General features: G+C 63.9%; 13 protein-coding genes. 12 read left to right on the top strand and 1 reads right to left on the bottom strand.

Annotation, left to right across the window (positions count from 1 at the left end; translation table 11 throughout):
- The first annotated feature begins 6 nt into the window (after positions 1-6).
- From mreC to tldD, 7 genes are all read left to right on the top strand, one after another.
- Positions 7-1,023, top strand: a complete 1,017-nt coding sequence (gene mreC / locus OO258_RS00785) for a rod shape-determining protein MreC (RefSeq protein ID WP_371921793.1) — start codon at positions 7-9, stop codon at positions 1,021-1,023.
- Positions 1,023-1,511, top strand: coding sequence for a rod shape-determining protein MreD (gene mreD / locus OO258_RS00780; protein WP_110744887.1), 489 nt, complete (start codon positions 1,023-1,025; stop codon positions 1,509-1,511). Before mreC ends, mreD begins: the two co-directional genes overlap by 1 nt.
- 32 nt (positions 1,512-1,543) lie before the next feature.
- On the top strand, positions 1,544-2,155 hold the full coding sequence (locus OO258_RS00775) for a Maf family protein (protein ID WP_266028482.1): 612 nt from the start codon (positions 1,544-1,546) through the stop codon (positions 2,153-2,155).
- A 54-nt stretch (positions 2,156-2,209) separates the two neighbouring features.
- Positions 2,210-3,667, top strand: coding sequence for a ribonuclease G (gene rng / locus OO258_RS00770; RefSeq protein WP_266028481.1), 1,458 nt, complete (start codon positions 2,210-2,212; stop codon positions 3,665-3,667).
- A gap of 88 nt (positions 3,668-3,755) precedes the next feature.
- Positions 3,756-7,577: a YhdP family protein gene (locus tag OO258_RS00765; RefSeq protein ID WP_266028480.1), complete on the top strand. Its 3,822-nt coding sequence runs from the start codon at positions 3,756-3,758 to the stop codon at positions 7,575-7,577.
- Between the two features lie 14 nt (positions 7,578-7,591).
- A complete protein-coding gene (locus tag OO258_RS00760) occupies positions 7,592-8,443 on the top strand; it encodes a carbon-nitrogen hydrolase family protein (protein WP_266028479.1) in 852 nt (283 codons plus the stop codon).
- A gap of 2 nt (positions 8,444-8,445) precedes the next feature.
- A complete protein-coding gene (gene tldD, locus OO258_RS00755) occupies positions 8,446-9,885 on the top strand; it encodes a metalloprotease TldD (protein WP_266028477.1) in 1,440 nt (479 codons plus the stop codon).
- 57 nt (positions 9,886-9,942) lie between these two features.
- Here tldD and yjgA read toward each other — a convergent pair whose 3' ends face one another.
- On the bottom strand, positions 9,943-10,464 hold the full coding sequence (yjgA, locus tag OO258_RS00750; protein WP_009683052.1) for a ribosome biogenesis factor YjgA: 522 nt from the start codon (positions 10,462-10,464) through the stop codon (positions 9,943-9,945).
- Between the two features lie 108 nt (positions 10,465-10,572).
- Here yjgA and pmbA point away from each other — a divergent pair, with 108 nt between their 5' ends.
- The 5 genes from pmbA (at position 10,573) to OO258_RS00725 (ending at position 14,932) form a co-directional block, all read left to right on the top strand.
- Positions 10,573-11,919 (top strand): metalloprotease PmbA, encoded by a 1,347-nt coding sequence (gene pmbA / locus OO258_RS00745; protein WP_266028474.1) that lies wholly within the window; start codon positions 10,573-10,575, stop codon positions 11,917-11,919.
- Between the two features lie 140 nt (positions 11,920-12,059).
- Complete coding sequence (locus OO258_RS00740; RefSeq protein ID WP_266028473.1) at positions 12,060-12,461, top strand: FagA protein; 402 nt, start codon at positions 12,060-12,062, stop codon at positions 12,459-12,461.
- Positions 12,454-13,830 carry a class II fumarate hydratase gene (locus OO258_RS00735; RefSeq protein WP_266028472.1) on the top strand — a complete coding sequence of 459 codons (1,377 nt, stop codon included), beginning with the start codon at positions 12,454-12,456 and terminating at the stop codon, positions 13,828-13,830. Before OO258_RS00740 ends, OO258_RS00735 begins: the two co-directional genes overlap by 8 nt.
- Positions 13,831-13,857: 27 nt before the next feature.
- Positions 13,858-14,319: a hypothetical protein gene (locus OO258_RS00730; RefSeq protein WP_266028471.1), complete on the top strand. Its 462-nt coding sequence runs from the start codon at positions 13,858-13,860 to the stop codon at positions 14,317-14,319.
- Between the two features lies 1 nt (position 14,320).
- Positions 14,321-14,932: a superoxide dismutase gene (locus OO258_RS00725; RefSeq protein WP_266028470.1), complete on the top strand. Its 612-nt coding sequence runs from the start codon at positions 14,321-14,323 to the stop codon at positions 14,930-14,932.
- The last annotated feature ends 5 nt before the right edge of the window (positions 14,933-14,937 follow it).

Here is a 14,937-nt window from a genome sequence, read left to right as displayed (position 1 = left end):
CCTTCGCTGGGCGTTCGCCTGCTCGTCCTGGTGGTGATGTCGGTCGCGTTGATGGTTGTCGACGCGCGCTTCGATGTGCTCAAGCCCGTGCGCAGCCAGATGGGCCTGGTGCTGATGGAATCCTACTGGATCACCGACCTGCCGCAGCGTGCCTGGCAAGGCGTGGCCGGCCAGTTCGGCAGCCGTACCGAGCTGATAGCCGAAAACGAGAAGCTCAAGACCGAAGCCCTGCTGCTGCAGGGGCGCCTGCAGAAGCTGGCGGCCCTGACCGAGCAAAACGTGCGCTTGCGCGAGTTGCTCAACTCCTCGGCGCTGGTCAACGAGAAGGTCGAGGTCGCCGAGTTGATCGGGGTCGACCCCAATCCGTTCACCCATCGCATCCTGATCAACAAGGGTGAGCGCGACGGTGTGTTCCTCGGCCAACCGGTGCTTGATGCCCGCGGCCTGATGGGCCAGGTGGTCGAGTTGATGCCCTATACCTCGCGGGTGCTGCTGCTGACCGACACCACCCACAGCATTCCGGTGCAGGTCAACCGCAATGGCCTGCGGGCCATCGCCAGTGGCACGGGGAACCCGGAGCGTCTGGAGTTGCGCCATGTGGCCGATACCGCCGACATCAAGGAAGGCGACCTGCTGGTCAGTTCCGGCATGGGCCAGCGTTTCCCTGCCGGCTACCCGGTGGCCACGGTGAACGAAGTGATCCACGACTCCGGCCAGCCCTTCGCCATCGTTCGCGCTATCCCAACCGCCGCGCTGAACCGTAGTCGCTACATGCTACTGGTGTTCAGCGACCGTCGTAGCCCCGAGCAGCGCGCGACCGATGCCGCTATCGCCCAGGAAGAGGCTGACCGCAAAGGCGCTACCCCCGCCGGCCAGCCGGCTGCCAGCGGCGAGCAGGCTGCTCCTACCGCTACGGCCCCGGTCGCACAGCCACCGGCTGCCACGCCAGCGGTACAGCCCGCAGCCCCGGCCGCACAGCCCGCTGCCCCGGCTGCCGCACCCGTTACCCCCCGGAGGCAATGATGGCTGCATCACGCCGTAACAACGGCTGGGTTATCTGGCTGACTTTCGCCATCGGCCTGTTGCTCAGCGTTTCGCCCATGCCGCACTTCATGGAAGTGTTCCGGCCCATGTGGCTGGCCTTGCTGGTGTCGTTCTGGACCTTGAACGTGCCGAGCAAGGTTGGCATGACCACGGCATTCGTGCTGGGCCTGGCCGAGGACGTGCTGTACGGCACCCTGCTCGGGCAGAACGCGCTGATCCTTACCCTCATAACCTTCCTGGTGCTGTCCTTGCAGCAGCGCCTGCGCATGTTCCCCATGTGGCAGCAAAGCCTGGTCATCCTGGTGATTTTCGGTATCGCCCAGCTGATCCAGCTATGGCTCAGCGCCCTGACCGGCAACCGCCTGCCTACCCTGGCACTGGTCTGGTCGGCGGTGATCAGTGCCTTGCTCTGGCCGTGGATCAGTTTCGCCCTGCGCGACCTGCGCCGACGCTTGCATATCAACTGACGGCAAAGTGCCGCTGACAGGGAGATGTCTGCATGAACCCGCTACACCTGGCTTCTGGCTCGCCTCGTCGGCGTGAACTACTGACCCAGATCGGCGTACCGTTCAGCGTCGTCAGCGCCCCCATCGATGAAACCCCGCTGAGCGGCGAAAGCGCGCCGGCCTACGTTGAGCGCCTGGCCCGGGCCAAAGCGGCCGCTGGCCTGGCCACTGTCACCGGTCCGGCGGTGGTGCTCGGCGCAGACACTGCGGTGGTGCTCGATGGTCGAATTCTCGGTAAACCGGAAAACCGCGAAGATGCCCTGGCCATGCTGGCTGACCTGTCTGGCCGGGAGCATCAGGTACTGACTGCGGTCGCCCTTGATGATGGCCAGCGTGTGCAGAGCCTGTGTGTGACGAGCAGGGTACGTTTCCGCGAGATCACTGCTGGCGAGGCGCAACGCTACTGGGCCAGCGGGGAACCCGCCGACAAAGCCGGCAGCTATGCCATCCAGGGCCTGGGCGCGGTCTTTGTCACTGGCCTGTCCGGCAGTTACTCGGCGGTGGTCGGCTTGCCACTCTGTGAAACGGCCGATCTGCTTGGCCAGTTCGGCATCGCCTGCTGGCAATCACCTGTGCATACGCCAGAGGTAACAAACCAGCGGTAGCCAGCACTGCATAGCCCATCCATCATTACAAAAGACCTTTGACGAGAGCCTGCCATGAGTGAAGAGATCCTGATCAACATCACCCCGATGGAGTCACGCGTGGCGGTGGTGGAAAACGGGGTGCTGCAGGAAGTGCACGTCGAGCGTACCCAGCGCCGTGGCATCGTCGGCAACATCTACAAGGGCAAGGTGGTGCGTGTGCTGCCGGGCATGCAGGCGGCCTTCGTCGACATCGGCCTGGAGCGCGCCGCGTTCATCCACGCCTCGGAGATCTCGCAGCGCGAAGGTTCGGCGGTAGAGAACATCACTGCATTGGTGCACGAGGGCCAGGCCCTGGTCGTGCAGGTGACCAAGGACCCGATCGGCACCAAGGGGGCTCGCCTGACCACCCAGCTGTCGATCCCGTCGCGTTACCTGGTGTACATGCCGCGTAGCAGCCATGTCGGTATTTCGTTGAAAATAGAGGACGAAGCGGAGCGCGAGCGCCTCAAACAGGTGGTCAGCGCCTGCATGGACAGCGAGAACATCAAGGATGCCGGCGGCTTCATCTTGCGCACTGCCGCCGAGGGCGCGCGTGCCGAAGAAATTCTGCAGGACATCCGCTACCTGCGTCGCCTCTGGGAGCAGATTGGCACCCAGATCCAGACCTGCGGTGCGCCCACGGTCATCTACGAGGACCTGGGCCTGGCCCTGCGTACTCTCCGCGACCTGGTCAACCCGAAGATCGAGAAGATCCGTATCGACTCGCGCGAGACTTTCCAGAAGACCACGCAGTTCGTCGGTGAGCTGATGCCGGAAATCGCCGACCGCCTTGAGCACTACCCTGGCGAACGGCCGATTTTCGATCTGTATGGCGTCGAAGACGAGATCCAGCGCGCCCTGGAGCGCAAGGTGCCGCTGAAGTCCGGTGGCTATCTGGTGGTCGACCCGGCCGAAGCGATGACCACCATCGACGTCAACACCGGGGCTTTCGTTGGCCACCGCAACCTTGAAGAGACCATCTTCAAGACCAACCTCGAGGCTGCCACCGCCATCGCCCGGCAACTGCGCCTGCGCAACATCGGCGGCATCATCATCATCGACTTCATCGATATGGAAGATGAGGACCACCAGCGCCAGGTGCTGCGCACCCTGGAGAAGCAACTCGAGCGTGATCACGCCAAGACCAACATCATCGGCATAACCGAACTGGGCCTGGTGCAGATGACCCGCAAGCGCACGCGCGAAAGCCTCGAGCAGGTGCTGTGCGAACCCTGCCTGGCCTGTCAGGGCCGTGGCAAGCTGAAAACGCCCGAGACCATCTGTTACGAAATCTTCCGCGAGATCCTGCGTGAGGCCCGTGCCTATCAGGCCGAAGGCTACCGTGTGCTGGCCAACCAAAAGGTGGTCGACCGCCTGCTGGACGAAGAATCGGGCAACGTGGCGGAGCTTGAGGCCTTTATCGGTCGAACCATTCGCTTCCAGGTCGAGTCGATGTATTCGCAGGAACAGTACGACGTGGTGCTGCTCTGAGGCCTTCTGAACTACGCCGCGGCATTGTCACGCTGGCAAAACCTGCGCGACGGGCCATCATGGATAAACGACTTGGAGGGCCACGGCCATGGGACGTCTGACCCGCGTTCTTGTCGCCTTGACCCGCTGGGGGCTGGGCATTTGCGCCCTGTTGGCGGTATTGGTGGCGCTGTACGTCAGCCTCGGCCGTGAACTGGTGCCCCTGGTAGCCGAGTATCGCGCCGATGTAGAGAGCAAGGCCGAGCAGGCGCTTGGCCTGCCCGTGCATGTAGGTGCGCTTGAAGGGCACTGGAGCGGCCTGGCGCCGGTGCTTCGGGTACGCGACCTGCAATTGGGCGAGGGCGCCAAAGCGTTGCGGCTGGATGAGGTCATGGTAGTGCCCGACATATGGGCCAGCCTCACCGCCCGTGAGGTGCGCCTGGCGCGCATCCAGCTGGGTGGCTTGCAGCTCATCCTGCGTGAGAACGACCAGGGCGCCTGGAGCCTTGAAGGGTTACCGAAGAAAGACGACACACCGCTGGACCCTGCCGACCTGCTGCAGCGCCTGCGCCAACTGGGCCGCGTCGATGTGTTCGACAGCCAGGTCACCGTGCACCCATGGCAGCGCGACCCGCTGACCCTGACTTACGTCAGTGCGGGCCTGCAGGCCGGTGCTTCGCGCCAGGCACTGGACCTGCGGGCGACCTTGCCCGATGGCCAGCCACTGGCGCTGAGCCTGCATAGCCGGGTGTCGGCCAAGGCCTGGCGCGATGGCGAGGTTGAAGCCTATCTCAGCTTGCCGCAAAGCGACTGGTCGCACTGGTTGCCGCCAAGCCTGCTGGGGCAATGGCAGGCTGATACCCTGCGCGCGGGGGGGGAGTTCTGGGTCGACTGGGGCAAGAGGCAGTTGCAACAGGCCGTGGTGCGGCTCAACGCTCCGGAACTGAAGGGCGCCTACAGCGGGCGCAAGGCCGCCACCCTGAATAACCTGGCCCTGAGGGCCTGGTTCCAGCGCCGGGAGCAAGGCTTCGACGTGGCCGTCGACTCGCTGGCCATGGACATCGGCAAGACGCGCTGGGAATCGCACCTGCAGTTGCAGCAACGCCCTGGCGAGAACGACGCTGATGAACGCTGGCAGGTTCAGGCCGACCGGCTTGACCTGACGCCATTGACCCCGCTGATCAATGCCCTGGCGCCGCTGCCGGACAAGGTTATGGCCGTGGTTGATGGCCTGAACGTGACTGGCGCGCTGCGCAATGTACGGCTAGAGGCCCGGCCCAAGGCTGAAGGGGACCAGCGCCTGCAATTCGCAGCCAACCTGGACAAGGTCGGCTTCGATGCCTATCACAATGCCCCGGCCGCGGGTAACGTCAGCGGCAGTATCAGTGGTGACCTTGGGCACGGTGAACTGCGTCTGGACACTGATGCGTTCATGCTGCATTTGTACCCGATCTTTGCCAAGCCCTGGCATTACCAGAAGGCCAATGCGCGCCTGGTCTGGGCACTCGACAAAGACGGCTTCACCTTGATTGCGCCGTACCTCAAGGTGCTGGGCGAGGAGGGGAAGATCGCCGGGGACTTCCTGATTCGCCTGCTGTTCGAGGAAGGCCGCGAAGACTACATGGACTTGCGGGTTGGCCTGACCGAAGGCGATGGCCGCTATACCGCCAAGTACCTGCCCGAGGTACTCAGCCCGGCCCTCGACGAGTGGTTGCGCAGTGCAATCGTCAAGGGCGCCGTGGACGAAGGTTATTTCCAGTACCAGGGCTCGCTGAACCACGGCGCGGCGCCTGAAGCGCGCAGCATCAGCCTGTTCTTCAAGGTGCATGACGCTGCACTGGACTTCCAGCCTGGCTGGCCTCAGGTACAGCACGTGGATGGCGATGTGTTCATCGAAGACAGCGGCGTACGCATCAAGGCCCAACGCGGTGTGCTGCTCGACACCAAGGTCAGTGATGTGACGGTGGATATCCCGCATGTCGAGGAGGGCCAGCACAGCCATCTGTTCCTCGATGGCGACTTTGACGGCAGCCTGGGCGATGGCTTGAAAATTCTCAAGGAAGCGCCGATTGGCACGGGTGAGATCTTCGCCGGCTGGGAAGGCGAGGGTCCGCTCAAGGGCAAACTCAAGCTCGATATCCCGTTGGCGCATGGGCAGCGGCCGAAAGTGCAGGTCGACTTCGCCACCAGTGATGCACGCCTGAAAGTTGTCCCACCGAGCCTGGAGTTGAGCCGCCTCAAGGGTGATTTCAGCTTCGACTTCGACAAGGGCCTGAGCGGCAAGGGCATCAGCCTGCAGGCGTTTGGCAAACCGGTAACCGCACAAATCACCGCCGAAGGCCAGGCCGGGCAGATGCAGACCCGCATCGATGCCAGTGGCCAGGTTTCGCTCAAGGCGCTGACCGACTGGTTGCACTTCAACCAGGCTTTGCCGGCATCCGGCGACTTGCCGTACCAGTTGCAGCTCAGCCTCGGCAGCCGGGACAACCGACTGAGCGTCACCTCCAGTCTCAAGGGCCTGGCCATTGACCTGCCAGCGCCGTTCGGCAAGGCGGCGGCCGATACCCGTGACAGCCGTTTCAGCATGAACCTGCAAGGCCCGGAGCGGCGTTTTGACGCTGCCTACGCCGACCTTGCCCGTTTAGCCTATGCCGCGCCGGGTGACAAGCTGGCCCAGGGTCGGGGCGAGTTGCTGTTGGGTACAGGTGACGCCCAAGTGCCGGCCGGCCAAGGCCTGCGGGTGCGTGGGCGTCTGGATACGCTGGATCTGGCACCTTGGCAGGAGCAGGCGGCGCGTTTGGCCGGCGACGACCCGGGCGGCAGTGCGCGGCAGAACCTGCAAAGCGTTGACCTGAGCATTGGCCAGTTGAAAGCCTTCGGCATGGACCTGAACCAGGCGGTGGTTCGCCTGGCCCGGGGCGGCCCGGCCTGGGACCTGCGCCTGGACAGCAAGGAAGTCATCGGCAACGCCCGTGTGCCGGATGCCAAGGGCGCGCCCATGGTCGTGCGCATGCAGACCTTGCGCCTGCCCGCGCCCAGCCCAGCTGAAAAGCAAGCTGAAGAACAAGCCCAGGATGGCCCCGACCCGCTGGCGTCGTTCGACCCGCGCAAGGTCCCGGCGCTGGACCTGAGCATCGACAAGCTGTACCGAGGTGACGACCTGTTCGGCAGTGCCGCAGTCAAGCTGCGGCCAACCGCGCGTGGTGTGACCGCCAGTGATATCGACCTTGACTTCAAAGGCTTGCGCATCGACGGCGGCGGTGGCTGGGAGGGCGAAACCGGCAAGACCAGCAGTTGGTACAAGGGCCGCCTGGATGGCAAGAACCTGGCCGATGTCCTCAAGGCTTGGGGTTTTGCCCCGACGGTGACCAGCCGAGATTTTCGCCTGGACGTTGACGGCCGCTGGCCGGGCTCACCGGCTGCGGTGGGCCTGAAACGCTTCTCGGGCAGCATGGACGCGGCGTTGCGCACGGGCCAGTTCGTCGAGGTCGAAGGCAGCGCCCAGGCGTTGCGGGTGTTCGGCCTGCTCAACTTCAATTCGATCGGTCGCCGTCTGCGCCTGGACTTCTCCGACCTGTTCGACAAGGGCCTGGCTTATGACAGGGTTAAAGGGCTGCTGGTGGCCAGTGATGGGGTCTACGTGACCCGCGAACCGATCACCATGACCGGCCCGTCGAGCAGCTTCGAGCTGGAGGGCACGCTGGACATGGTCCGTGACCAGGTTAATGCCAATCTGCAGGTCAGCCTGCCGGTGACCAACAACCTGCCGCTGGCCGCGCTGATCGTCGGCGCGCCGGCAGTGGGCGGGGCGTTGTTCCTCGTCGATCGGCTGATCGGTGACCGGGTGTCGCGCTTTGCCAGCGTGCACTACCGTGTCGAAGGGCCGTGGAAAGAGCCTAGAATCACCTTTGTGAAACCTTTCGAAAAATAGTGCCAGGAGTGCCCATGAAGGCAGCGGTAATCCAGATGGTCAGCCAGGACGATGTGCTGGCCAACCTGCAGCGTGCCGCCGCCCTGTTGCAGCAGGCTGCATTGGGCGGCGCGCGGTTGGCGGTGCTGCCGGAAAACTTTGCCGCCATGGGCCGCAAGGACGCCGCTGCCATAGGTCGTGCCGAAGCCTTGGGTGAAGGGCCGATCCTGCCATGGTTGAAACGTACCGCTCGCGACCTCAAGTTATGGATAGTCGCCGGTACCTTGCCCCTGCCGCCGGTCGGCCAGCCCGAGGCCAAGGCTCATGCCTGCTCGCTACTGATCGATGAACACGGCGAGGTAGCAGCGCGCTATGACAAGCTGCACTTGTTCGACGTGGACGTGGCCGACAACCGCGGGCGTTACCGTGAATCGGATGACTATGCCCACGGCGCCCAGGTGGTGGTGGCTGATACGCCGGTTGGGCGGCTGGGGCTGAGCGTGTGCTACGACCTGCGCTTTCCCGAGTTGTACAGCGCGTTGCGCGCTGCCGGTGCAGAACTGATTACTGCTCCGGCGGCTTTCACGGCAGTGACTGGCGCCGCGCACTGGGAGGTGCTGGTGCGGGCCCGGGCCATCGAAACCCAATGCTACCTGCTGGCTGCGGCGCAGGGCGGCACCCACCCAGGCCCCCGGGAAACCCACGGCCATGCGGCGATTATCGACCCTTGGGGCCGCATCATCGCAGAACAGGCGCAAGGCGAAGCGGTACTGCTAGCCGAGCGCAACATTGAAGAACAAGCGTCCATCCGGGCGCGCATGCCGGTGGTATCGCACCGGCGCTTTTTTTCGCAGGGCGCGTTGCGACCTGCGCACACCTCGGAGTGACTATGAGCCAGATGTTATCCACCGTCAGTGAGCAGCTCCTGGCCCCAGGCGGCTTGAGCCTGGACAGCCTGCAGAGCGTGCTGGGTGAGTTGGCCGGCCGCGGCATCGACGCCGCCGACTTGTATTTCCAAGGCCAGATCTCGGAAACCTGGGCGCTGGAAGACGGCATCGTCAAAGAGGGCAGTTTCAACCTGGACCAGGGCGTCGGCGTGCGTGCCCAGTCCGGTGAAAAGACCGGTTTCGCCTATAGCAATGCCATCAACCTCGAAGCGCTGACCTCGGCAGCCCGCGCTGCCCGTTCGATTTCCCGTGCCGGGCAAAACGGCACGGTGCAGGCCTTCCGCAGCCAGGACGTGACCGCCCTGTACGCAGCGGATAACCCGCTGGACGTGCTCAGCCGTGCCGAGAAGGTCGAGCTGCTCAAGCGTGTCGATGCTGCCACCCGTGCGCTCGACCCGCGTATCCAGCAGGTCAGCGTGAGCATGGCCGGGGTGTGGGAACGCATCCTGATTGCGGCGGCTGATGGCAGCCTGGCCGCCGACGTGCGCCCGCTGGTGCGCTTCAATGTCAGCGTCATCGTCGAGCAGAATGGCCGTCGCGAGCGTGGTGGGCAGGGCGGTGGCGGCCGTACCGACTACCGTTTCTTCACCGAAGAGCGGGTCATGGGTTATGCCCGCGAGGCGTTGCGCCAGGCACTGGTCAACCTGGAAGCGATCCCCGCACCGGCCGGTACCTTGCCGGTGGTGCTGGGCTCGGGCTGGTCGGGCGTACTGCTACACGAAGCGGTCGGCCACGGCCTGGAAGGTGACTTCAACCGCAAGGGCAGTTCAGCGTTCAGCGGCCGGATTGGCGAGAAGGTTGCCTCGAGCCTGTGCACCATCGTCGACGATGGCACCCTTGAAGGCCGCCGCGGCTCGTTGAGCGTGGACGACGAAGGTACCCCGACCGAGTGCACCACGCTGATCGAGAACGGCGTGCTCAAGGGCTACATGCAGGACAAGCTCAATGCGCGCCTGATGGGCATGGCGGTGACCGGCAACGGCCGCCGTGAGTCCTACGCGCACCTGCCGATGCCACGCATGACCAACACTTACATGCGTGCCGGCGAAAGCGACCCCCAGGAAATCATCGCGTCGGTGAAGAAGGGTATCTACTGCGCCAACCTCGGTGGTGGCCAGGTGGACATCACCAGCGGCAAGTTCGTGTTCTCGACCAGTGAGGCCTACCTGATCGAAGACGGCAAGATTACCGCACCGGTGAAGGGCGCGACCCTGATCGGCAACGGGCCGGAGGCGATGAGCCGGGTGTCGATGGTCGGTAATGACCTGGCGCTGGACAGCGGGGTGGGGACGTGTGGCAAGGACGGGCAGTCTGTGCCGGTCGGGGTAGGGCAGCCGACCTTGAAGCTGGATGCGATTACCGTGGGCGGTACCGGGGCTTGAGGGCTTCGGGAACCGTTGTGGGGGCGGGCATGACCGCCTCCACAGGGTCCCGGTCCGTCAGCGTAGCCCGCGCTGCAACTCGTCGAGGTCGCGAATGTACTTGAAGACCTTGCGCGCGGCGGCCGGTGGTTTGTTCCGGGCCTTTTCGTGCTGGGCATGGCGCACCAGCGAACGCAGCTGCTGGCGATCGGTGTCGGGGTACTCGTTGACGAAGCGCTCGAGGTCTTCGTCGTTACCGTCGATCAACCGGTCACGCCAGCGCTCCAGGCCATGGAAGCGCTCGTTGTACTGGCGGGTCGAGCTGTCCATCTGCTCGAGCAAGGCATGGATGGCATCCAGGTCCTGCACACGCATCAGCTTGCCGACAAACGACATGTGGCGTTTGCGGGCACCATGAGCGGTGTGCTTGCTGGCCTCGGCCAATGCCTTGCGCAGCTCGTCGGTCAACGGCAGGCGCGCCAGGGTATCGGCCTTGAGCGTAGTGAGGCGCTCGCCGAGTTCGACCAGGGCATGCAGCTCGCGCTTGATCTGGGTTTTGCTTTTTTCGCCGTCGAAGGCGTCGTCGTTTGAATCAACCATGGTGGCAGTCCGCTAAGAATCGCCGCCATGATAACCAGTCGGGGGCCGCTTGTCCGGCCCGGTCGTAGAATGACCCTCGCCGAACGCAGAATTTGAGTGGAGAGAACCATGAGTGCAGTCCAGAGCGTAGGTCCGAAAGACCTGCCAGCATTGCAGGAGCAGGTCGAGGCGATCATCACCGAGGCGCGCCGCCAGGGGGCCAGTGCCTGCGAAGTGGCTGTGTCGCTGGAGCAGGGCCTGTCCACCACCGTACGCCAGCGCGAGGTCGAAACGGTCGAGTTCAACCGCGACCAGGGCTTTGGCATCACCCTCTACGTTGGCCAGCGCAAAGGCTCGGCCAGCACCTCGGCCAGTGGCCCGGACGCGATCCGCGAGACCGTCGCGGCTGCCTTGGCCATTGCCAAACACACTTCCGAGGACGAATGTTCGGGCTTGGCCGACGCGGCACTGATGGCCCGTGAAGTCCCGGACCTGGACCTTTATCACGACTGGGACATCGAGCCGGAGAGGGCGATCGAGATGGCCCTGGCGTGTGAGGCGGCCGCTTTCGACGCCGACCCGCGCATCCTCAACGCCGATGGCACCACCCTCAATACCCACCAGGGCTGCCGTGTGTATGGCAACAGCCACGGCTTCATCGGCGGTTATGCCTCGACTCGGCACAGCCTGAGCTGCGTGATGATTGCCGAAGGCGACGGGCAGATGCAGCGTGACTACTGGTATGACGTGAACCGCCAGGGCAGCCTGCTGGCCGACCCGCGTAGCATCGGCGTGCGCGCTGCCCAGCGGGCCGCCAGCCGCCTGGGCGCACGGCCGGTGCCCACTTGCGAGGTGCCGGTGTTGTTCTCGGCTGAACTGGCCGGCGGCCTGTTCGGCAGCTTCCTGTCGGCGATTTCCGGTGGGAACCTCTACCGTAAGTCGTCGTTCCTCGAGGGCACCATCGGTCAGCGCTTGTTCCCGTCCTGGCTGACACTCGACGAGCGCCCGCACATCCCGCGTGCCCTCGGCAGTGCTGCATTTGACGGTGATGGCCTGGCCACCTATGCCAAGCCGTTCGTCGACAAGGGTGAGCTGGTGTCGTACCTGCTGGGGACTTACTCGGGGCGCAAGCTGGGCTTGCCGAGCACGGCCAACTCGGGGGGTGTGCACAACCTGTTCGTCAGCCATGGTGTCGAAGACCAGGCTGCATTGATTCGCCGTATGGGGCGCGGGTTGTTGGTAACCGAGTTGATGGGGCATGGCTTGAACATGGTGACTGGGGACTATTCCCGCGGTGCGGCGGGGTTCTGGGTAGAAAACGGCGAGATCCAGCATGCCGTGCAAGAAGTGACTATCGCCGGAAATATGAAGGACATGTTCCAACAGATTGTCGCGATTGGCAGCGATCTTGAAACCCGTAGCAATATTCACACGGGCTCGGTGCTGATCGAGCGTATGACTGTTGCGGGTAGCTGATATTTAGCCTGTCCCGGCCCTTTCGCGGGCGCAAATCTGAAGACCCGGCCCTTGCGCCGGGTTTTTTGTCTCATCACCTTTCGCTTGAAGTGATTCTGTTTATCAATTAATAATGAATATCATTATCCAGTAACTCGGCGATGATGTTCATGAAACCCGTCCTCCGCGAACTGCCCTACCTGGAAAACTGGCGCTGGCTCAGCCGGCGTATCCGCTGCGCACTTGAACCTGACGAGCCGCGCCTGATCGAGCATTACCTGGCCGAAGGCCGCTACCTGGTGTGCTGTACCGAGACCTCGCCATGGACGGTGGCACTGACCTCCTTCCGCCTGCTGCTGGATACCGCCTGCGACCGCATGCTGCCCTGGCATTGGCGCTGCCTGTGCCTCGACCAGGCCTGGCGCCCGCTGCTGGACCTGCGCAATCTCGACCGCCAGGAACGCAACCAACGCTGGCAAACCTACGCTCTGCAGCTGGCTGATTGCCGCCTGCTGCCGTCGATTTCTCCCGATGAACTGATGCAAGGATTTGATGATGAGTGATACCCGTATCGAGCGTGACAGCATGGGCGAGCTGCAGGTGCCTGCCCAGGCCCTGTACGGTGCCCAGACCCAGCGCGCGGTCGACAACTTCCCAATCAGCGGTCAGCGCATGCCGGCCCAGTTCATTCGTGCGCTGCTGCTGGCCAAGGCTGCTGCCGCCAAGGCTAACGTCGAGCTGGAGCAATTGACTGCCGCGCAGGGCCAGGCCATCGGCAAGGCCGTCGAGCAACTGCTGGCCGACGACTTCATCCAGCACTTCCCTGTGGATGTGTTCCAGACCGGTTCCGGCACCAGTTCGAACATGAACGCCAACGAGGTGATCGCTACCTTGGCCAGCCGCGTTCTGGGTGAAGCAATCAATGCCAACGACCACGTCAACTGTGGCCAGAGCAGCAACGACATCATCCCCACGACTATCCACGTCAGTGCCGCATTGGCGCTGCACGAGCAGCTGTTGCCGGCGCTGAGCCACCTGGTCCAGGTGATCGAGGCCAAGTCGGTGCAAGTGCATCAGTATGTCAAAACCGGCCGGACCCACTTGATGGATGCCATGCCGGTGCGCATGAGCCAGGTGCTGGATGGCTGGGCCGCGCAGGTAAACGGCGCCAAGGCACACATCGAAGCCACCCTGCCGAGCCTGCAGGCGTTGGCCCAGGGCGGCACCGCCGTGGGTACCGGCATCAACGCTCACCCACAGTTCGCTGCCAGCTTCGCCCGCCAGCTCAGCGGCCTGACCCAGGTCGAGTTCACCCCGGGGCAGAATCTGTTTGCCTTGATCGGCTCGCAGGATACCGCCGTGGCCCTCTCCGGCCAGCTCAAGACCACCGCAGTGGCACTGATGAAAATCGCCAACGACCTGCGCTGGATGAATTCCGGCCCGTTGGCCGGACTCGGGGAGATCGAGTTGCAAGGCTTGCAACCGGGTTCTTCGATCATGCCGGGCAAGGTCAACCCGGTGATTCCGGAGGCCACAGCCATGGTCGCCGCCCAGGTGATCGGCAATGACGCCACCATCGCCGTGGCTGGCCAGTCTGGCAACTTCGAGCTGAACGTGATGCTGCCGGTGATTGCCCGCAACCTCCTGGAAAGCATCGAGCTGATGGCCAACGTCAGCCGCCTGCTGGCCGACAAGGCCATCGCCAGCTTCAAGGTCAACGAGGGCAAGCTCAAGGAAGCTTTGGCGCGCAACCCGATCCTGGTCACTGCGCTGAACCCCATCATCGGCTACCTCAAGGCCGCCGAAATCGCCAAGACCGCCTACAAGCAGGGCCGCCCGATCATCGATGTGGCGCTGGAGCACACCGACCTGTCGCGTGACCAGCTTGAAGCGCTGCTGGATCCGGAAAAACTCACCGCTGGCGGCATCTGACCCTGCGTTGCCGCCCAGGAGACCACCATGCAGCACTGGAAACGCACCACGGAAACCGCCAACCGCCTATTCGAGCAAGGCGAGCTGGTCGATGCCCGGGAACACTACCTGCAAGCCTTGGCGCTGGCCCAGGTGCTGTTCGAGCGCTGGCATGACGTCGACGAAGCGGTGGCCGCGTTCGTCATCGCCCACCACAACCTGGCCGACCTGCACCTGCGCCTGAACCAACCGCAGGAAAGCGCCGACTACCTGTGCGCCGCTCACCAGCGGTTGTTGCAGGCCAGCCAGGAGGCGCGCTTGCCGCAGCCGCTGCGCGACGCCGCCTTGCGCCACAGTGGGCGCACCTACACCGAACTGCTGAGTTTCATCGCCGAGTACGGCCAGTACCCGCGTACGGAACGCCTGCTCAACCGCCAGGGTGCCGGTGCCAGCGAACTTGCTGGCCAGCCGCACATGGCGCCCAGAACCCATGCCTACGGAATTCACTGACATGCCTCATACCCTGCCTGCAATGCCTTACGCCTACGATGCGCTGGAACCGCACATCGACGCCCAGACCATGGAAATCCACCACACCAAACACCACCAGACCTACGTCAACGGCCTCAATGCCGCCCTCGAAGGTACCGAATGGGCTGAATGGCCGGTGGAAAAACTGGTCGGTGCGGTCAAGCAACTGCCGGAACACCTTCGCGGTGCTGTGACCAACCACGGTGGCGGGCACGCCAACCACAGCCTCTTCTGGACCGTGATGTCGCCGCGGGGCGGTGGTGAGCCTGTCGGCCAGTTGGCTCAAGCGGTGGCTGCACAACTGGGCGGTTTCGAGGCCTTCAAAGAGGCATTCACCAAGGCTGCACTGACCCGCTTTGGCAGCGGCTGGGCCTGGCTCAGTGTCACACCGCAGAAAACCCTGGTGGTGGAGAGCAGCGGCAACCAGGACAGCCCGCTCATGCACGGGAATACGCCGATCCTTGGCCTGGACGTGTGGGAGCACGCCTACTATCTGAAGTATCAGAACCGTCGTCCGGAATACATCGGTGCGTTCTACAACGTCATTGACTGGGCAGAAGTGGAACGCCGTTACCTCGAAGCCCTGAAGTGAGTCGA

The sequence above is a fragment of the Pseudomonas sp. DCB_BI genome, from assembly GCF_026240995.1.
Classification (GTDB): domain Bacteria; phylum Pseudomonadota; class Gammaproteobacteria; order Pseudomonadales; family Pseudomonadaceae; genus Aquipseudomonas.
Note: the sequence above shows the minus strand (reverse complement) of the source record. Positions and strands in the feature narration are given on the sequence as shown.